General features: G+C 66.1%; 16 protein-coding genes. 14 read left to right on the forward strand and 2 right to left on the reverse strand.

Annotated elements, in window-relative coordinates:
* The first annotated feature begins 2 nt into the window (after window positions 1–2).
* From CYD53_RS26625 to CYD53_RS26645, 5 genes are all read left to right on the forward strand, one after another.
* Window positions 3–716, forward strand: a complete 714-nt coding sequence (locus tag CYD53_RS26625) for an SDR family NAD(P)-dependent oxidoreductase (RefSeq protein ID WP_103721112.1) — start codon at window positions 3–5, stop codon at window positions 714–716.
* 110 nt (window positions 717–826) lie between these two features.
* Window positions 827–2,380 carry an ABC transporter substrate-binding protein gene (locus CYD53_RS26630; RefSeq protein WP_103721113.1) on the forward strand — a complete coding sequence of 518 codons (1,554 nt, stop codon included), beginning with the start codon at window positions 827–829 and terminating at the stop codon, window positions 2,378–2,380.
* A gap of 214 nt (window positions 2,381–2,594) precedes the next feature.
* Window positions 2,595–3,533 (forward strand): ABC transporter permease, encoded by a 939-nt coding sequence (locus CYD53_RS26635; RefSeq protein WP_103721114.1) that lies wholly within the window; start codon window positions 2,595–2,597, stop codon window positions 3,531–3,533.
* Between the two features lie 13 nt (window positions 3,534–3,546).
* On the forward strand, window positions 3,547–4,437 hold the full coding sequence (locus CYD53_RS26640) for an ABC transporter permease (protein ID WP_103721115.1): 891 nt from the start codon (window positions 3,547–3,549) through the stop codon (window positions 4,435–4,437).
* Window positions 4,434–6,248, forward strand: coding sequence for an ABC transporter ATP-binding protein (locus CYD53_RS26645; protein WP_103721116.1), 1,815 nt, complete (start codon window positions 4,434–4,436; stop codon window positions 6,246–6,248). Before CYD53_RS26640 ends, CYD53_RS26645 begins: the two co-directional genes overlap by 4 nt.
* Window positions 6,249–6,571: 323 nt before the next feature.
* On the opposite strand, the gene CYD53_RS26650 is transcribed toward CYD53_RS26645, so the two are convergent.
* Window positions 6,572–6,763 carry a hypothetical protein gene (locus CYD53_RS26650; protein ID WP_146056014.1) on the reverse strand — a complete coding sequence of 64 codons (192 nt, stop codon included), beginning with the start codon at window positions 6,761–6,763 and terminating at the stop codon, window positions 6,572–6,574.
* A 327-nt stretch (window positions 6,764–7,090) separates the two neighbouring features.
* Window positions 7,091–7,804, reverse strand: coding sequence for an FCD domain-containing protein (locus CYD53_RS26655; protein WP_210188295.1), 714 nt, complete (start codon window positions 7,802–7,804; stop codon window positions 7,091–7,093).
* A 258-nt stretch (window positions 7,805–8,062) separates the two neighbouring features.
* Here CYD53_RS26655 and CYD53_RS26660 point away from each other — a divergent pair, with 258 nt between their 5' ends.
* The 9 genes from CYD53_RS26660 (at window position 8,063) to CYD53_RS26700 (ending at window position 18,889) form a co-directional block, all read left to right on the forward strand.
* Window positions 8,063–9,565, forward strand: coding sequence for an ABC transporter substrate-binding protein (locus CYD53_RS26660; RefSeq protein ID WP_103721118.1), 1,503 nt, complete (start codon window positions 8,063–8,065; stop codon window positions 9,563–9,565).
* Window positions 9,562–10,404 carry an ABC transporter permease gene (locus CYD53_RS26665; RefSeq protein WP_103721119.1) on the forward strand — a complete coding sequence of 281 codons (843 nt, stop codon included), beginning with the start codon at window positions 9,562–9,564 and terminating at the stop codon, window positions 10,402–10,404. The genes CYD53_RS26660 and CYD53_RS26665 overlap by 4 nt, the downstream gene beginning before the upstream one ends.
* A gap of 3 nt (window positions 10,405–10,407) precedes the next feature.
* Window positions 10,408–11,322 (forward strand): ABC transporter permease, encoded by a 915-nt coding sequence (locus CYD53_RS26670; protein WP_103721120.1) that lies wholly within the window; start codon window positions 10,408–10,410, stop codon window positions 11,320–11,322.
* Window positions 11,319–12,650: a M20 family metallopeptidase gene (locus CYD53_RS26675; protein ID WP_210202439.1), complete on the forward strand. Its 1,332-nt coding sequence runs from the start codon at window positions 11,319–11,321 to the stop codon at window positions 12,648–12,650. The genes CYD53_RS26670 and CYD53_RS26675 overlap by 4 nt, the downstream gene beginning before the upstream one ends.
* Before the next feature lie 31 nt (window positions 12,651–12,681).
* Window positions 12,682–13,695 carry a 1-aminocyclopropane-1-carboxylate deaminase/D-cysteine desulfhydrase gene (locus CYD53_RS26680; protein ID WP_103721121.1) on the forward strand — a complete coding sequence of 338 codons (1,014 nt, stop codon included), beginning with the start codon at window positions 12,682–12,684 and terminating at the stop codon, window positions 13,693–13,695.
* A complete protein-coding gene (locus tag CYD53_RS26685) occupies window positions 13,692–14,702 on the forward strand; it encodes an ornithine cyclodeaminase family protein (RefSeq protein ID WP_103721122.1) in 1,011 nt (336 codons plus the stop codon). Before CYD53_RS26680 ends, CYD53_RS26685 begins: the two co-directional genes overlap by 4 nt.
* Window positions 14,693–15,505 (forward strand): sulfurtransferase, encoded by an 813-nt coding sequence (locus CYD53_RS26690; protein WP_103721123.1) that lies wholly within the window; start codon window positions 14,693–14,695, stop codon window positions 15,503–15,505. Before CYD53_RS26685 ends, CYD53_RS26690 begins: the two co-directional genes overlap by 10 nt.
* Window positions 15,506–15,797: 292 nt before the next feature.
* Window positions 15,798–17,378: an ABC transporter substrate-binding protein gene (locus CYD53_RS26695; RefSeq protein WP_103721124.1), complete on the forward strand. Its 1,581-nt coding sequence runs from the start codon at window positions 15,798–15,800 to the stop codon at window positions 17,376–17,378.
* Between the two features lie 11 nt (window positions 17,379–17,389).
* Window positions 17,390–18,889: a M81 family metallopeptidase gene (locus CYD53_RS26700; RefSeq protein ID WP_103721138.1), complete on the forward strand. Its 1,500-nt coding sequence runs from the start codon at window positions 17,390–17,392 to the stop codon at window positions 18,887–18,889.
* The last annotated feature ends 96 nt before the right edge of the window (window positions 18,890–18,985 follow it).

Genomic DNA, 18,985 nt, shown 5'->3' on the forward strand with positions numbered 1-18,985 from the left:
CGATGCTTGCTCCCGCCGAACGCGTGATCCTGATCTCCGGCGCCAATCGCGGCATCGGCCGCGCGGTCGCGCAGGCTTTGTATGAGGCGGGCTATGCCTTGAGCCTGGGCGGGCGCGATCTCGCCTCTCTCAAGGCGATGAGCGCCGATTGGGACGAAACCCGCATCCATATCGCGCGCTATGACGCGCAGGATTGGGCGACGCATCGGGCCTGGACTGATGCGGCGGTTGCGCGCTTCGGCCGGATCGACGGGCTCGTCAACAATGCCGGCATGCACAGCGCCATCACCTTGCGCGAGCCAGACGAGGCCGTGCTCGACGCGATCTGGGCCGTGAACTGCAAGGGTCCGCTCAGCCTGATCCATTGCGCGCTGCCGCATCTGGAAGCGAGCGGGGCCGGGCGCATCATCAACATCGCCTCGATGTCGGGCAAGCGCGTGCGCAACGATGCCGTCGCCTACAACATGACCAAGCATGCGATGGTGGCGTTGACCCATGCGGCGCGCCGGATTTCCTGGGACAAGGGCGTGCGGGCGACCGCGCTCTGCCCCTCCTTCGTGCCGACCGACATGACGGCGGCGAGCAATGCGATGAACCGCCAGGACATGACGCAGCCGGGCGATCTCGCGCAACTGGTTGCCACTGTCCTCGCTCTGCCTAACAATGCATCAATCGCGGAGTTGCTGGTGAATTGCCGGCTGGAGGATACGCTCTGACGGGCATGGCTCGAGGATCTTGGCCCGAAGAACTTGGCCCGAAGATTGCGGACAGGGCTCGGCGAAACCGCCGGACACCTCGAATATCTAAGAAAAGCAGGGGAACAACGATGAAAAAAGCCGGACTGGTGATCGCCGCCGCGCTTGCGGGGGCCCTGTTGGGCTCGCCCGCACTGGCTCAGAAGACGGTGCTGACCGTCGGCATGCAAAGCACCGATGCTGGCGTGCTCGATCCGCATCTGAACTCCGGCACGCCCGGCAAGGCGATGCTGCAATGGATGTTCAACGGCCTGGTCCGGATCAAGCCGGGTGAGCTCTCGCCGGAATTCATGGAGCCTGATCTGGCCGAAAGCTGGACCTCCTCGACCGACGGCAAGGAATGGACCTTCAAGCTGCGCCAGGGCGTGCAGTGCCATCACGGCTATGGCGAGTTCACCTCGGCGGACGCGGTCTATTCGCTGGCCCGCGCCGCCAACAAGGAAACCTCGGCCTTCTCTTCCGATTACGCCGCATTCGACAAGGTCGAGGCGCCCGACAAATATACGGTCAAGATCACGCTGAAGCAGGTCATTCCAAGCCTGCTCGGCATCGTCATGAACTACCATGGCGGCAACATGGTCTGTAAGAAGGCCGCCGAGGAGCTGGGCAAGGAAGGCTTCGCCAAGAAGCCTGTCGGCACCGGCCCGTTCATGTTCCAGGAATATGTGCCGCAGCAATACGCCAAGCTCGTCGCCAACCCGAATTATTTCCGCGGCAAGCCGAAGCTGACCGAGATCCTCTACCGCTTCATCCCGTCCGATTCCTCGCGCGACCTCGCCTTCCAGTCCGGCGAGCTCGACATGATGCTCGGCCGGCAGGAACAGGCCTGGGTCGACCGCATGAACGCGCTGCCCGGCGTCAAGGTCGTCGCCATGGGGCCGGCCGAGATGTCGATGCTGCACCTCAATATGAGCCAGCCGCCGCTCGACAACCTCAAGGTCCGCCAGGCCATCGCCTATGCGATCGACCGCAACGCGATCTGGCAGTTCCGCGGCAAGAACATCTCGCGGCCGGCCGTCTCGGTCGTGCCGTCGGGCTATCTCGGCACCGACGAGAAGGCGCCGCTCTATCCGTTCGATCTCGCCAAGTCGAAGGCCCTGCTGGCCGAGGCCGGTTTCCCCAACGGCGTCACGATCAAGGCGATCAACACGACACTGCCCTCGATGCTGAGCTTCACCGAGGCGACGCAGGCGCTCCTGAAGCGGGCCGGCATCACGCTGGAGATCCAGCCCGTGGAGCACGCGACCTTCCACCAGCAGATCCGGCAGGACCTGTCGCAGGTGGTGCATTTCCAGGCGGCGCGCTTCCCCATCGCGGATGTCTATCTCTCGCAGTTCTTCCATTCGCGCGCGACCGTGAAGACGCCGACGGCGGTGACGAACTTCTCGCATTGCAAGGTCGCCGATGCCGAGATCGATGCGGCCCGCTCGGAGACCGACAAGGCCAAGCAGCTCGCGCTCTGGAAGACGGCGCAGGAGAAGATCATCAAGGAGGTCTGCGCGATCCCGGTCAACGAGATGATGCAGCTCTGGGCCTATAAGGACAGCCTCGATCTCGGCTACGACCTCAAGGCCTCGCTCAATCTCGGCCCGCCTGTGCTCGAGACGACGCACTTCACCAAGTAAACCTTTGCGTCCGGGGTGCGGAAACACCGTCATCCCGGACGTAGCGAAGCGGAGATCCGGGATCCATCCTAGAGCGTCGGCATAGCCCTATGATGGATCCCGGATCGGCGCCGCTACGCGGCTTGTCCGGGATGACGCGCGGCGGAATGCGATAGGATTTCGATAGACCGGGTGGCTCGCAACGGGCCGCCTTCTCCTCCAACATGGCGGCATCATGGGCGCCTTTCTCGTCAAACGGCTCGGCTTTGCGGTCGTCACGCTCTGGGCCGTGCTCTCCCTCGTCTTCGTCGTGGTGCGGATCGTGCCGGGCGACCCGGCGCAGGTCATCCTCGGCGACCAGGCCGACGCCACCGCGATCGCGGCGATGCGGACACGGCTCGGCCTCGACGCATCCCTGATCGAGCAATACTGGACCTTCCTCAGCGGTGCGATCCGGGGTGACTGGGGCGTCTCGCTCGTCACTGGACGGCCGGTGATCCAGGAGATCCTAGCTGTCCTGCCCTGGACGCTGGAGCTGACCGTGGTTTCGATGCTGATCGGCGTCGCCATCGGCGTGCCGCTCGGCGTCTGGGCCGCGATCAACCGCAACCGCATGCCCGATTATGTGACGCGGATCGCCTCGCTGCTCGGCCTGTCCTTCCCGCCCTTCGTCTCCGCCATCATCCTGCTGATCCTGTTTGCGATCATGCTGCGCTGGTTCCCGGTGATCAGCGCCCGCTCCGGCTCGGCTTCCGCCTGGTTCCAGTCGATGGCGCTGCCGGCGCTCAATCTCGGATTGATCATGGCCGCCTACATCACCCGCGTGGCGCGCTCGGCGATGCTCGAGGTGATGCAGGAGGATTATGTGCGCAGCGCGCGGGCCAAGGGCGTGCCCTGGCGCGTCGTCGTCTGGCGGCATGCGCTGCGCAACGCATTGATCCCGGTCATCACCATCGTCGGCCTGTATCTCGGCATCCTGATCGGCAATTCGGTGCTGACCGAGATCGTCTTCAACCGGCCGGGCCTGGGCAAGCTCATCGTCGGCGCGCTGAACCAGCGCGACTACACCATGCTGCAGGGCATGATGGTGATCTACACGCTGATCGTCGTGCTGGTGAACATCGCCACCGACCTGACCTACGCCTTCGTCGATCCGAGGGTGAAACTGTCATGAGGGTGAAGCTGTCATGAGCGCCTCGGTCCATGATGCCGGCCAGGCCACCCCGCCACGGCTGCGCTGGCTTGCCGCCACCATCGGCGCCTTCAACGCCAACAAGACCTCCTGGGTCGGCCTTGTCATCGTCATTGCGGTGATCCTGGCCGCCGTGCTCGCGCCGGTCATCGCCCCGCATGACCCGCTGGAGCAGAACATCCTGTCGCGGCTGCAGCCGCCGCATGACGACTACTATCTCGGCACCGATTATTTCGGCCGCGACATCCTCTCCCGCCTGCTCTACGGCGCACGGATCTCGCTCGTCATCGGCGTCGCCTCGACCGTGATCGCGCTGGTGCTGGGGTCGCTGATCGGCATCCTGGCTGGCTGGTATGGCGGGAAGTTCGATGTCGTCGTGATGCAGACGATGGACATCCTGCTCGCCTTCCCCTCGCTCATCCTCGGCCTGATCCTGGTCGCCATGCTCGGCCCCTCGATGGAGAACATCACCATCGCGATCGCGCTGACCTCGATCCCTTCCTTCGCCCGCATCGCCCGGGCGCCGACGATCTCGGTCAAGGAGCGCGACTATATCGAGGCGGGCAGAGCGCTCGCCTTCTCCGATGTCCGGATCATGGCGGGCCATATCCTGCCCAACATCTTCCCTGAAATCCTGGTGATGGGCTCGCTCTGGCTCGCCAACGCGATCCGCACCGAAGCCTCGCTCGCCTTCATCGGGCTCGGCGTCAAGCCGCCGACCGCGACCTGGGGCGGCATGATCCGCGAGGGTTTCGAGAACATCCTCGACAGCTACTGGCTGGTGCTGGCGCCGAGCCTGGCCATCCTGATCATCGTCTTCGCCCTCAACATCCTCGGCGACGGTCTGCGCGACGCCATCGACCCCAAGCTGAAGGGCGAACGATGAGCCGGCCTGTCCTTTCCGTCCAGAATCTGCAGACGGCCTTCCGCGTCGGCGGGCAATGGCGGTGGGCGATCGAAGATCTGAGCTTCGACGTCGCACCGGGCGAAACCGTCGCGATCGTCGGCGAATCCGGCTCGGGCAAATCAGTCACCGCGCTCTCGATCATGCGGCTGGTCTCGGCCGCGAATGGCCGCATCGAAGGCAAGATCGCGCTCGAAGGCCGCGATCTGCTGGCGCTCTCGGAAGAGGAGATGCGCAAGGTCCGCGGCAACGACATCGCGATGATCTTCCAGGAGCCGATGACCAGCCTGAATCCCGTGCTGACCGTCGGCTACCAGATCTGCGAGGCGCTGCGCTATCATCGCGGGCTCGACAAGGCGGCCGCCGAGGCCGAAGCATTGCGCATGCTGGAGAAGGTGCGCATCCCTTCCGCCAAGACGCGCTTCGGCAACTACCCGCACCAGCTGTCCGGCGGCATGCGCCAGCGCGTGATGATCGCGACCGCGCTCGCCTGCAAGCCCAAGCTCCTGATCGCCGACGAGCCGACGACTGCGCTCGACGTCACGATCCAGGCGCAGATCCTCGAACTGATCAAGACGCTGCAGGACGAGGAGGGCATGTCGGTCCTCTTCATCACCCATGACATGGGCGTCGTCGCCGAGATCGCCGACCGCGTCGTGGTGATGTGGAAGGGGCGCAAGCTCGAGGACGCCCCCGCCCCCCAGGTCTTCAACACGCCGGTGCACGGCTACACCAAGGCGCTGCTTGCCGCCGTGCCCCGGCTCGGCGACATGGAGGGGCATGGCAGGCCGCTGCGCTTCCCCCATATCGATCCCGATAATGGCGAGGTGCGCGGCAAGCCGGTCGAGGCAGCCGACACGGTCAAGTCCGAAGAGGCCCCGCTGCTGGAGGTCTCCGGCCTGACGACGCGCTTCGGCATTCGCGGTGGCCTGCTCGGGCGTTTGCGCGGCCGGGTCCATGCGGTCGAGAACGTCTCCTTCACGCTGCAGCGCGGCGAGACGCTGGCGCTGGTCGGCGAATCCGGCTGCGGCAAATCGACGACCGGCCGCTCGATCCTGCGTCTGATCGAGCCCACGGCCGGCACGGTGCGCTTTGAGGGCCGCGACGTGACCGGTTTCGGCAAGGGCGACCTGCTCAATGTCCGCCGCGACATGCAGATGATCTTCCAGGATCCCTTCGCCAGCCTGAACCCGCGCAAGAGCGTGGGCGCGGCCATCGCCGAGCCGATCGTCGTCCATGGTCTCGCCAGGGGCGCGGAGGCCAGGGAGCGCGTGGCGGAGCTGATGCGCCGCGTCGGCCTTTCGCCCGCAATGGGCACGCGCTTCCCACATGAGTTTTCGGGCGGGCAGCGCCAGCGCCTTGCCATCGCGCGTGCTCTTGCGCTGTCGCCCAAGCTGGTCGTGGCGGATGAGGCGGTCTCGGCACTCGACGTCTCCGTCAAGGCGCAGGTGCTCAACCTGATGCTCGACCTGCAGGCCGAGTTCGGCCTCGCCTATCTCTTCATCTCGCATGACATGGCGGTGGTCGAGCGTGTGAGCCATCGCGTCGCGGTGATGTATCTCGGCGAGATCGTCGAACTCGGCACACGCGAGGCCGTCTTCGCCGACCCGCGCCATCCCTATACGCGCAAGCTGCTCTCGGCCGTGCCGGTGCCCGATCCGGCGCGGCGATCCCTGCGCCGCGAACTCGCGATCGACGAGATCCCGAGCCCGATCCGCTCGCTCGACTGGCGCGCTCCGGCGCAGGCGCTGGTCGAGGTCGCACCCGGCCATTTCGTCAGGCAGGCGGTGTAGCGGAGCCTATTCGACATGATCCCCGGATGAGGGGAGCGCCGACCCTCCCCTCATCACAAGAGCATTTCCCTGTTCTATCGCATTTTCCTCACGCGAACCGGTGTCCGCTTCGCTCGAAAATGCTCCAGGCACCGATGCGGCGGCTATCTTGCTGCTTTTCCGATGGCATCAACCAATTGGTTCATCGGGAAACAGATATGCTCCGTGCAGCGTCCAGGCGTCCTCGCCCATCGCTATCCACCGTGCTGATTTGGATCAGCTTCACGATCCTGTTCTGGATTTCGCTCTGCGCGGCTGCCGGCCGCGCCATCTGGTTTTGGTGATCACGCATCGTCCTTCGTGCCGAGATAGGCTCCGAGGAGATAGCCGCTCTGAAGCGCGGCAAGATAGCCAATCAGGACGAAGATGCTGAACAGCGTGAGGCTGTCCAATGTCAGCCATAGCACCACCATGGCGACCGCCAGCACGATGCTGGCCGCCAGAATCGCGATATAGCTGTACGATAGCCCAATCAATATGCCGACCAGGAACAATATCCCTGCAATTATCATTGTTCATCGCCGGCCATACGTACCCCCAGCGGACACGAAAGCAACTTAAATTGGCGACCCGACAAACATCAAGCCAGCGCTGTGGAAACCAAGAATGGCTTTATTAAATCTATACTAAAGTTTTATTTATAATTTCAAATCAACGCCTAGCACGACAACTGCATCGAACCATGAATTGACGACATCACCGGCGGCAAGTCACACGCCGCCGCCTGGCCTGCCGGAGCGTTTCGCAGACGCACGCTTGGACGGTCGACGAAATCGACTTCGCCCGTTTGCGGCCGTTTCGGTTCAGCCGGCGCGGGAGCGGCTTGCCGCAGCCGAAGCCCCAATCCGCTCATCTTCGGCGAAATGTTCGCCGATCACCGCCGCGCCGTCCTCGATCGCCTTGCGGATCAGCCTGACCGCCTTTTCGGTGTCGCGCCGGGCCAGCGCCTCCAGCAGCAGATCATGGTTGTGCGGCTCGCCCAACCGGGTGGAATCGACCGGGAAGAGATAGTTCAGGCTCGGCCCGATCTTGAGCCAGAGCGACTCGATCACCGCATAGAGCGCCGGCATCGCCGCGCGCTCATAGAGCATCAAGCGGAATTCCTTGTTCTCATGCAGCGCCTCGCGTGCGGCGTTGCGCGCCCGGGCATCCTTGAAGCGCTCATTGATCGCGCGCAGATCGACAAGATCCTGCTCGGTCAGCAATGGCGTCGCCCTCTCGACGGCCAGGCTCTCGACCACCATGCGGATGTCGATGATCTCGCGATAGCCCTCGAGCGAGAGAGCCGGCACGGTGAAGGACTGCGCCGGCGCCATCTCCAGCGCGCCGCTGGCGACGAGCTTCAGCAGCGCCTCGCGGACCGGGGTGGGGCTGGTGCCGAGCCTGGCGGCGAGATCGCGCGCGACCAGCCTTTCGCCGGGTTTCAGGCTGCCTTCCATCAGCGCCTGCTTGAGCGTTCTTTCGACATGCCCGGTCAGGCCGCCCTTGGGCGCGATCGGCAACTGGTCAAGGCTCACGAAGCGGCTCCGTCGGCGGAAGCGCGGAAGATGTCGCGGCGCTTCATGATTGGCAATGGCTGGCTGCAACGCCCGGTCGCGCGGCGCGGAGCCTTCGTCACGGCCTGCCAGAACACGGCTGATCTGCCCATCAAACGTTCTCCCGCCTGCCGCAAATTCAGACGCAATATCTCTTGCGGTCAATGTTACAGAATATATTCTGCAGCGCGACGGAATTCTGGCGCGGCCGACAAGGTCGCCATAAAAAAGGGGATTGCCATGCGACGGATCCTATCTGGAGTGCTGGGCCTGGGCCTGCTGGCGGCAACCGCCGCATCGCCCGTCCTCGCAGCCCCCAACGAGCTCGTGATCGGGCGCGCGGCCTCGGCCGCGACGCTCGACCCCGGCTTCCTGCGCGAAGCGGGCACACTGGTCGACAATGTCTTCGACACGCTGATCCTGCGCGACAAGGAGATGAAGCTGATCCCGGGCCTTGCCCTGTCCTGGGCCGCGATCGACGACACGACCTGGGAGTTCAAGCTCCGGCCCGGCGTGAAATTCCACAATGGCGAGGCCTTCGACGCGACCGCCGTCAAATTCACCTTCGACCGCGTGATCGACCCCGACGCCAAGTCGCCGACAATTTCCTATGTCCGTTCCGTGGTCGGCGTCGACGTGGTCGATCCGCTGACCGTGCGGGTGCGCACCAACGGCCCCGACCCGCTGCTGCCGACGCGGATGAGCCGCTACCCCGCCTATATCGTGCCGCCGAAATACATCGCCGAGGTCGGCAAGGACGTCTTCGCCCGCAAGCCGGTCGGCACCGGGCCCTACAAGGTCACCGAATTCGTCCAGGACGACCGCGTCGTCATGGTCGCCAACCCCGATTACTGGCGCGGCAAGGCCACGATCGGGCGCGTCGTCTGGAAGCCGATCCCGGAGGCAACAGCGCGCATCGCGGCGCTGGTCTCGGGCGAGGTGCAGTTGATCGAGGGCGTGCCGGCCGAGCTCGTCAGCCTCGTCAAGGCAAGCCCCGAGCTCAATCTCGAGCAGGTCCGCAATGGCGGGCTGACGATCTATCTCGGCCTGAAATCGGCGGAGAAGCCGCTCTCCGACGTCAAGGTCAGGCGCGCACTCTCGATGGCGATCGACCGCAAGACCATTGTCGCGGAGATCCTCAAGGGTCTGGGCACCGCGACCGGCAGCCAGACCAGCCCGGCCGATTTCGGCTACAAGGCGATCGAGCCGCCGGCCTATGATCCGGCCAAGGCCAAGGCGCTGCTGGCGGAAGCCGGCTATCCCGACGGCTTCTCGATCAAGATGCAGGTGCCGCGCCGCTACATCTCCTCGGCCGAGGTCGGCCAGGCGATCGCGCAGCAATTCGCCGCCATCGGCGTCAAGGCCGAGCTCGAAGTGCCGGAATGGTCGGTCTATGCGCAGCAGGTGCCGGCCGGCAAGCAGGCGCCGATCTACATGCTGGCCTGGGGCTCGACCCAGACGCTCGATGCCGACGCCGCGCTCTTCGCCATCCTGCGTTCAGGCGAGCCCTATTCGACCGTCTCGATGCCGGCGCTCGATGCGCTGCTCGACCAGAGCCGCAAGATCGTCGACGCCGACAAGCGCAAGGCCGTGCTCCTGGAGATCCAGGACAAGATGGTCGAGGATGTGCCGCTGCTGACGCTCTACCAGGAAGACTCGCTCTATGCGGCGCGCAAGGACCTCGTCTTCAAGGGACGCCCTGACGCTCGCCTGCCTTTGTTCGACCTGAAGTTCGGTCCGTGACACCGGAGCTGAGGCGCTCTTTCGCCGGCATCGATGGCTGGGTCGGCGCCATACTCCTGATCGCCGTCCTGCTGCTGGCCGTGCTCGGCCCGCAGCTCTGGGCGCTCGACCCGATCAAGGGCGTGCTGACCGCGACCTTCAAGCCGCCCGGAACCATCGTCTCCGGGCAATGGCACCCGCTCGGCACCGACCAGCTCGGCCGCGACCTGCTCGTGCGGATCATGGCCGGAACCCGGCTTTCCCTCGGCATCGTCGTGATAGCGGGGCTGATCTCGGCGCTGATCGGCACCGGCCTCGGGCTGCTGGCGGGCTATGCCGGCGGCTGGGCCGACATCATCATCATGCGGCTCGTCGACATCCAGCTCTCGATCCCCTTCATCCTGCTGGTGCTGCTGGTGATCGCGGTGCTGGGTCCCAGCATCGCCAATGTCGTGATCGTGCTCGGCGTCACCGGCTGGGCGATCTTTGCCCGCGTGGCGCGTGCCCGTACGCTGGAGGTGCGCGAGCTCGATTATGTCGAGGCGGCGCGCGCGCTCGGGGCCTCGCGCCTGCGCATCGTTCTGCGCCATATCCTGCCCAACATCATCACGCCGCAGATCGTGCTGCTGACGCTCGATCTTCCCCGCCTGATCGTGCTCGAAGCCTCGATCGGCTTCCTCGGTCTGGGCGTGCAGCCGCCCGTGCCGACGCTCGGCAACCTGATCGGCGAAGGGCGCTCCTATCTCCTGGTCGCGGACTGGCTGGTGATCTATCCCGGCCTCGTCATCGCGGCGCTGGTGATCGGCTTCAACTTCCTCGGCGACGGCCTCATCCGCCTGACGCAAGTGCGGGTCGACTGAGCCATGCTGCGTTTCCTCGGCAACCGCCTGCTGCAATCGGCCGTCGTCCTGCTCGGCGTCTCCGCGATCGTGTTCTTCTGCCTGTTCCTGGCGGGCGACCCGGCCGCGCTGATGATGTCGCCCGATGCCAGCCGCGCCGAGATCGACACCTTCCGCAAGGCGATGGGCTTCGATGATCCGGTCCTGGTCCAGTATCTGCGCTATCTCGGCAAGGCGTTGACCGGCGATTTCGGCATCTCGCTGCGCTTCCAGCGGCCTGTTCTGGAACTGGTGCTCGAGCGGCTGCCGGCAACCGCGCTGCTCGCGGTCGCAGCGCTGGCCTGGAGCACGACGCTCGGCTTCGTCTTCGGTGTGCTGGCCGCGATCAAGCCCGGCGGCCTCGTCGACTTCCTGGTGCGAACCGTGGCACTGGCCGGCCAGGCCGTGCCGGTGTTCTGGCTCGGCCTGGTGCTGATCCTGTTCTTCGCGATGAAATGGCGGCTTCTGCCGACCGGCGGCTATGGCGAGGCGCGCCATCTCATCCTGCCGGCGCTGACGCTCGGCGCCTACTACACCAGCGCGGTGACGCGCCTCGTGCGTGCGAGCCTGATCGATGTGATGGGCGAGGATTATATCCGCACCGCCCGCGCCAAGGGCCTGTCGCCTGGCCGCGTCATCACCGGCCATGCGCTGCGCAACGCGCTGATCCCGGTGCTCACGGTGCAGGCGATGTATTTCGCCGCCCTGCTCGGCGGCGCGCTCGTCACCGAGATCATCTTCGCCTGGCCCGGCATCGGCCGGCTCGCGGTGCAGGCGATCCAGAACCGCGATTTCCCGCTGGTGCAGGCGGTGGTGCTGCTCGCCTCGACCGTGTTCGTGCTGGCGAACCTCATGGTCGATATCGCCTATGTGCTGCTGAATCCGAGGATCAGGCTGTGACCGGGCCGGATGCGATCGCAGGCCTGCGCATGCGTACGCTCGACCTGCTGGCGGAATGGACGCCGATCCGCTCGGTCGCAGGCAACGAGGCCGGGCTGCAGGTGATGGCGCAGACCCTCATTGCCCATCTGCGCGACGATCTCGGTGCGACCATCGTCGCGGACGGGCTGAAACTCGATCCGCCGGTCGTCCATGCCCGGATCGAGCGCGGAGCGCCCGTCACCATCCTGCTCTACAATATGTATGACGTGATGCCGGCCACGCTCGAGGGCTGGAGCATCGACCCCTTCATCGGCGGCGTGATCGAGGGCCCCAAGGGCCCGCGCTATGTCGCACGGGGGGCGGAGAACAACAAGGGGCCGATGGCAGCGATGCTGGTCGCGCTCGACCATCTCGTCGCGGTCTCCGCCCTCGACGCCAATATCGAGATCCTGCTCGAAGGCCAGGAGGAGACAGGCAGCGGCACGCTCAGGCGTTACCTGACCGCTCAGGACACGCCGGTGCGCCGGGCGTCGACGGCGCTCTTTCCGTCGTTCTGCGAATATGGCGGCGGGCCGCCGCGGATCTATTTCGGCTTCAAGGGCCTGGCTCAGGGCAGGATCGCAGTGGAGAGCGGCGCATGGGGCGGACCGGCGAAGCCTTGCCACGCCTCCAACTCGCCCTGGATCGCCAATCCGATCTGGGAGCTCGCCAAGGCGCTCGCCGGCCTCGATGGCGGCTCGCGCGGCAAGGTCGCCCTCCCCGCCCCGCTCGCGCCTGTGCTCGACGAACTCGCGGCCGCCTTCGATCCGCAGGCCGAGCTCGCCTTCCGCGCGACCAGCCGCTTCTCCCGCGACGGCACGCCGCGCGAATTGCTGGAGCATGTGCTGACGGCGGCCCATCTCAACCTGGCGGAGATCTCGTCGTCTCCGCTGGGCGGGCGCAGCATCATCCCGACGGGCGCAAGCGCGCGCTTCGACATGCGCCTGCCGGCCGGGCTCGATCCGGCTGACGAGATCGCCCGCCTCGTCCGGGATTGCGCGCCGGCCCTGCTTTCGCTCGACGACGCCTATCCCGGCTGCTGGTTCGATCCGGCCGCGCTCGGCTTTGCCGAACTCGCTTGGAGCTACCGGGCGCTCGGCGCAAAACCGCAGTCCTGGCCCTGGGCCATCGGCGCGGCCCCGGCCTATGCCTTCGCAGGGGTCAGCGACGCCTTCATCATCGGCGGGCTCGGCCATGGCGGCAACGCCCATGGCCCCGACGAATTCGTCGAGCTTTCCGGCATCGACCGCTTCATCCAGTCGCTGCTGCTCTGGCTGCCGGCGATCGCGGCCAAGGGCCGATCATGAACCACAGCATCACCATCCGGAGTATCTCGCGATGACACCCGACGATTTCCCGCGCGTCGAGCTCGGCTTCTTCCCGACACCGATCGACGATTTGGCGAACCTCTCGGCTGAAGCCGGCATCACGCTCAGGATGAAGCGCGACGACTATTCCGGCTTCGGCGGCGGCGGCAACAAGGTGCGCAAGCTCGAATTCCTGCTCGCCGACGCGCTGGCCAAGAAGGCCGGCGTGCTGATCACCACCGGCGGCCACCAGTCCAACCATGCCCGCATGGTCGCCGCCGCGGCGCGGCGCTTCGGCATGGAAGCCGTGCTGGTGCTGCGCGGCAACCCGCCGACCGAATACCAGGGCAATCTCCTGCTCGACCGCCTCCTCGGCGCGACGCTCGAATTCTTGGAGCCGACGGCCTATTTCACCCAGGTCGATCCGCGCATGGCCGCTCATGCGCAGGCGGCGGAAGCGGCGGGCAAGACCGCCTATGTCATCCCGCTCGGCGGGGCGAACCCTCTCGGCGCGCTCGGCTATGTCCGCGCCGTCGAGGAGATGTCGCGCCAGCTCGAAGCGGCCGGGCGCCAGCCGCCCGACATCGTCGCCGCGCCCGCCGGCTCCGGCGGCACGCTGGCGGGCCTCCATGTCGGCATCCGCCGGTACTGGCCCAAGACCAGGATCGTCGGCATCAGCGTCAGCCGCGACGCCGCCTGGTTCCAGGAACGCATCGCCGGCATGGCCAATGATTGCGCCGCGCTGCTGGGCTGGGCGCAGGACTTCAAGCCGGCCGATATCTGGATCGAGGACGGCTTTGTCGGCTCCGCCTATGGCGTGCCGAGCCCGGGCGGCATCGCCACCATCAACCGCGTCGCCCAGAGCGACGGCGTGCTGCTCGACCCGGTCTATACCGGCAAGGCGATGGACGGTGTGCTGTCGCTCGCGGCCAGCGGCAAGATCCCTGCCGGCAGCGACGTGCTCTTCGTGCATTGCGGCGGCAGCCCGGCGCTCTACCCCTTCGCCAAGGTGCTGACCGAGGCGCCGGAAGCCTTGCCAGCATGAGTTTTGCCGGCACAAGCCTGCCAGTGCTCGATCGCGCCGCGGTGATCGCGGCCGGCGGCGCGGATTTCGGCCTCGCGCTGGCCGATGTCCGCGACGCCTTCGCGCTGCTGCGCGCGGGCGAGGCCGAGATGCCGGCCGAGACCTCGGTTGCGCTAGGCTCGCCCGATGTGCCCGGCCGAGCCTATGCCCTGCCCGCCTCGCTCGGCGGCCGCTTTCAGGCCGCAGGCGTGAAATGGACGGCGCATCGACCGGCGCTCGGCGACGGGCAGCCGATGATCGCCTCCTCCACCATCGTCAATGATCGCCGGAGTGGCCTGCCGCTCGGCATCGTCGAGAGCGCGCTTTTGACCGCGATGCGCACCGCCGCCGTCTCGGGGCTGGCACTGGAGAGCTTGATGCCGGTGCCGCTGCGCAGCGCCGCGGTGCTGGGCGCCGGCTTCCATGCCCGCACGCATCTGGAGATGCTGGCGGCGCTGCATCCGGGGCTGGAACGCGTCCTGATCTGGAACCGGACGCGTTCCAGGGCCGAGGCGCTGGCGGCGTGGAACTGGCCCTTCCCTGTGGAGGTGGCAGAGAGCGCGGAGGAAGCTGCCCGCTGCGACGCCGTCCTGACCTGCACCAACGCCAAGGAGCCTATCCTCGACGCTGACGCGCTGACACCTGGCCGGCTGGTCGTCCAGGTCGGCTATCACGAGGTGTCCTTCCAAGCGATCGACAAGGCCGACCATGTCGTGGTCGATCTCTGGGGCGAGTTCCGGCTGAAGAGCGCCAAGAGCCTGTTCCAGATGCATCGCGCCGGCCGCTTCCCCGAGGTGCGTGTCGCGGCCGATCTCGGCACGGTGCTCGCCGGCGGCTTTGCGCCGAAGCCCGGCAGCCTCGTCTATCTCTCGAGCTTTGGGCTCAACATCTTCGACATCGCGCTCGCCGCCCGCGTCATCGCCGGGGCAGGAGCTACGAATTCAGCGCCCACCACGCATCAGGACAGGAGCGACTGGCCATGGCTGTGACGATTTCCGCCGAAGCGCTGCAGGCGCGGCTGGGCGAAGCCGGGCTCGTCCTCGTCGATGTCCGCGGCATCGAAGCCTGGCGCGAGGCGAGCCTGCCCGGCGCCATCCATCTCAATGTCTACGACTACTTCATCCCGCAAAGCGACGAGGCCGGCATCGCCTCGCTCGCTGCGGCCACCGAGGCGGCGTTCGAGGGCCTGAACCTGTTCGAGGCGAAGACCGTCGTCTTCTTCGAGGAGGACACCGGCATGATCTCGCCGCGTGGCCTCTGGTTCCACGAATTTCTCGGCCTTGAAGGCGGCTTGATCCTCGATGGCGGCATCAAGGCCTGGCGCGCGGCCGGCCTCGCAGTCGAACCCGGCCAGGGTGCTGCCGCGATCATCGCCCCTGCGGAAGCAGGCGCCGTGCCGAGCCGTCCGTTCCGGCGCGAGCTGATCGCCTCGATCGATGAAGCCGGCCAATCCACGATGCTGCTCGATGTGCGCCGGCGCAGCGAGTTCACCGGCGCATTCGTCCATCCCTGCTGCGCACGCGCCGGCCGCATCCCCGGCTGCCATCACATCTTCTGGGAAGATCTGGTCGAGGGTGGCGCTTATCGCGCACCCGCCGAGGTCGCCGCGCTGGCCCTCAAGGCGGGCCTGCGCAAGGATCAGCCGATCGTAACCTATTGCCATCGCGGCGCGCGCGCAGCGACCGCGCTCTACGCGCTCAGGCAAGCGGGCTTCGCGGATGTCCGCGTCTTCGTCGGATCCTGGCACGAATGGGCCGGGCGCAGCGACCTGCCAATAGCGAGCGGCGAATAAAGCCGCGCTTCGGTTTCGAAGCGCTGGGAGCAAGGACTGCCGCGATCTCGGCGCCGGCGAAACCGGCAACCAGCCACCGGGACGACGACCGCTGAATTGTCATGACGGCGGCAGGAATGGATCTGAGGCCGCATGAGATGCGGAAGGCCCGCCAACCATGCCCGGCTCTCGGGGGCCCCCTGCTGCCGTGCGGCTTGCGCCCGTCAATTCCGGCGCTCTAGGATCAGCTGACCGACATCGCGGCGACGCTATTCGCGACCATTCCATCTGCTCAAAACGGAAGGTTCCAGGCATGAGGCGTCGTACATTTCTTGGCGCCGCGGCTGGCGCCGCCGTCTCCGCGCTGGCGAAGCCCAGCCTTACGCAGCCGGCAAAGGTGCTGAAATTCGTGCCCGAGTCGGATGTTGCGATCGTCGACCCGGTCTGGACGACGGCGACGGTGACGCGCAACCACGGCTACCTCGTCTTCGATACGCTCTACGGGCAGACCAGCGCCTATGATTTCGAACCCCAGATGGTGGCCGGCCACACCGTCGAGGATGACGGCAAGCTGTGGCGGCTGACCTTGCGCGAGGGCTTGCGCTTCCACGACGGCGAGCCGGTGCGGGCGCAGGATGTCGTGCCGAGCGTGCGCCGCTTCGCCGCCCGCGACGCCTTCGGCCGCGCCTTGATGGATGCGACCGACGAGCTGTCGGCTGAGTCGGACCGCGTCGTGAAATTCCGCCTGAAGCGGCCTTTCCCGTTGCTGCCGGCTGCGCTCGGCAAGACCGGAACCTCGATGCCCTGCATCATGCCGGAACGCTTCGCGGTCACCGATCCCAACAAGCAGGTGACGGAGATGGTCGGCAGCGGTCCGTTCCGCTTCAAGGCCGATGAACGGGTGTCCGGCGCGCTGACGGTCTATGAGAAGTTCAGCGGCTATGTTCCACGCTCGGGCGGCTCCGCCAGCTTTACCGCAGGTCCCAAGCACGTCTTCTTCGACCGCGTCGAATGGCGCATCATGCCCGACCCTTCGACGGCGGCCAATGCGCTCAGCGCCGGCGAAATCGATTGGTGGCAGAACCCGACACCGGACCTGCTGGGTGTGCTGAAGCGCAGGGCCGAGGTCAAGATCGAAGGGCTCGATCCCGCTGGCGGCATCGGCTGCCTGCGCTTCAACTGCCTGCATCCGCCTTTCGACAATCCGGCCATCCGGCGGGCCCTGCTCGGCGCCATCGACCAGGTCGAATACATGACTGCGGTCGCCGGCGATGAACGCACGATGTGGAAGGACCATGTCGGCGTCTTCAGCCCAGATACGCCGCTGGCGACAACGGCCGGAACCGAGGTCCTGGTCGGCAAGCGGGATTTCGAGAAGGTCAAACGCGAACTGGCGGCAGCCGGCTACAAGGGCGAGCGCGTAGTGATGCTCGACCCGACCGATTATCCTTCGACACATGCGCTGGCGATGGTCGCCGCCGACGCGCTGCAGAAATGCGGCATGAACGTGGATCTGGTCTCGAGCGACTGGGGCACCGTGGTACAGCGCCGCGCCAGCAGGCAGCCCAGCGACAAGGGCGGCTGGAATATCTTCTTCACCTATCTGAACGGCACCAACAATTTCGATCCGGCCAGTCAGCTCGGCATCCGCGGCAATGGCGACCAGGCCTGGTTCGGCTGGCCGAAGTCGCAGCGCCTGGAGGATCTGCGCGCCGAGTGGTTCGTCGCCAAGGACCTTGCGGCCCAGAAGGCGATCTGCGCCGAGATCCAGAAACAGTTCTTCACCGACGTGCCCTATATTCCGCTGGGCGCCTATTATGAGAAGACGGCCTATCGCGGGCTGACCGGCATGCGCAACGGTTTCGCCCAGTTCTACGACGTGAAGCCGGCGTGAGGCAGCTCTCGATGCGTATCGCTGTCCTTCAATTCGCCCATGAGACCGTCACCTTCCTCCCCAACGACACGACGCGGGAGGATTTCATCTATCCGGGCTCCCCAGCGAGTGGCGAGATGCTGCTCGCCACCGACCCCAAGGGCTATATGGGCGGCTTCGTGCAGGTCGCGCGCGAATATGGCGATGTCGAGCTGATCGGCATCACCTCTCCGCTCTGGCCGCGCACCGGCACCGGGTCGGGCTGGATCACGCGGGATGCCTACGAGCATTTCCTCGGCGTCATGATCGCGGAACTGAAGGAGCAGCAGGGGCTCGACGGCGTCTATCTGGCGCTTCACGGAGCCCTGGCGGTGCGCGGCGTGCCGCGCCCCGAGGCCGATATCGCGCGGCGCGTCCGCGAGGTGGTCGGCCGGCAGGTCTTCATCTCTGCGACCTTCGATCCCCATGGCAATGAGGACGAGGCGTTTCTGCAGCAGGCCGACATGGCCTTCACCGTCAAATACTTCCCCCATTACGACATGCACCTGCAGGGCGAGCGCGCGGCGCGCATGCTGGTCAGGGCGATCCGCGGCAGCTTCACACCGTTGCATCGCACGATCCGGATTCCGATCATCGCTCCGACCGTCGTGATGTGGACCGGCGCCTCGCCCTGGTCGGACCTCATCCAGCGGGCGCTGATCTGGGAGGCGCGGGAGCCCGATGTCTTCGTCAATGTGTTCTTCGGCTTTCCCTGGTCGGACGTGCCCGATGCCGGCATGGGGCTCCAGGTCCTGACCAATAACGACCCGGCCCTTGCCGACCGCGTCATCCGCGACATGGCGGAATGGACCTGGCGGCGGCGCGAGGCGCTGCTCAATACCGTCAGGATCCACGCGATGAAGCAGGGCGTCGCGCTGGCCCGCGAGGCCGTGGCATCAGGCAAAGCCCCCGTGGTGCTCGCCGACTACAGCGACCGCTCGGGCTACGCGACCTGGCTGCTGCAGGAGATCATCGAGCAGAAGCTCGAACGCACCCTGATCGCCACGATCGCCTCACCCGACATCATTCGTTCGGTGCTGGCAGCCGGGGCCAAGCCGGGTGATGCGTTCGATGCGGAGATCGGCGGCCTGTTCGACGAATCGGCCGGCGAGCCCGTCCGCCTCTCCGGAACCATCCGCTCTCTCAACCACGCCACGACGGCACGAGGCGCCGGCAATGAATGGATCTGCGTCAGCTTCGGCAAGGGCAACGTGCTGGTGCTGAGCCCTTATCTCGTCCAGATCATGGAGCCGTCGGAACTCTGGCAGCTCGGCTTCGAGCCGGATGAATTCAATGTGATCGCGATCAAGTCGCGCGTGCATTTCCGCCGTGGCTTCGACGATAGCGGTTTCGCCCCGACGATCCTTCTGGTCGAGCCGCCGCAACCCTTCATGGGCACGGTGCATCTCCAGGCGCTGCCCTACGGAAACCTCACGCTGACGGACTATTATCCCTACGGCAATCCGAGCTTTCCGCCGGCGGATTGGAGCTAGTCCGAAACCTCGGTGTAGAACCCAGCTGAAATCATCAGAGTCGAGCTGCCTGGTCCCCGCGCCCCGACCGACATAAAGAACATTTATCTCCGGCAT

The organism is Allobosea psychrotolerans, from assembly GCF_002917105.1.
GTDB classification, from domain to species: domain Bacteria; phylum Pseudomonadota; class Alphaproteobacteria; order Rhizobiales; family Beijerinckiaceae; genus Allobosea; species Allobosea psychrotolerans.

Coding starts and splice junctions, on each gene's coding strand:
- CYD53_RS26630 (WP_103721113.1), top strand. CDS start 827: ATGAAAAAAGCCGGACTGGTGATCGCCGCCGCGCTTGCGGGGGCCCTG.
- CYD53_RS26645 (WP_103721116.1), top strand. CDS start 4,434: ATGAGCCGGCCTGTCCTTTCCGTCCAGAATCTGCAGACGGCCTTCCGC.
- CYD53_RS26700 (WP_103721138.1), top strand. CDS start 17,390: ATGCGTATCGCTGTCCTTCAATTCGCCCATGAGACCGTCACCTTCCTC.
- CYD53_RS26625 (WP_103721112.1), top strand. CDS start 3: ATGCTTGCTCCCGCCGAACGCGTGATCCTGATCTCCGGCGCCAATCGC.
- CYD53_RS26695 (WP_103721124.1), top strand. CDS start 15,798: ATGAGGCGTCGTACATTTCTTGGCGCCGCGGCTGGCGCCGCCGTCTCC.
- CYD53_RS26670 (WP_103721120.1), top strand. CDS start 10,408: ATGCTGCGTTTCCTCGGCAACCGCCTGCTGCAATCGGCCGTCGTCCTG.
- CYD53_RS26680 (WP_103721121.1), top strand. CDS start 12,682: ATGACACCCGACGATTTCCCGCGCGTCGAGCTCGGCTTCTTCCCGACA.
- CYD53_RS26660 (WP_103721118.1), top strand. CDS start 8,063: ATGCGACGGATCCTATCTGGAGTGCTGGGCCTGGGCCTGCTGGCGGCA.
- CYD53_RS26635 (WP_103721114.1), top strand. CDS start 2,595: ATGGGCGCCTTTCTCGTCAAACGGCTCGGCTTTGCGGTCGTCACGCTC.
- CYD53_RS26640 (WP_103721115.1), top strand. CDS start 3,547: ATGAGCGCCTCGGTCCATGATGCCGGCCAGGCCACCCCGCCACGGCTG.
- CYD53_RS26685 (WP_103721122.1), top strand. CDS start 13,692: ATGAGTTTTGCCGGCACAAGCCTGCCAGTGCTCGATCGCGCCGCGGTG.
- CYD53_RS26690 (WP_103721123.1), top strand. CDS start 14,693: ATGGCTGTGACGATTTCCGCCGAAGCGCTGCAGGCGCGGCTGGGCGAA.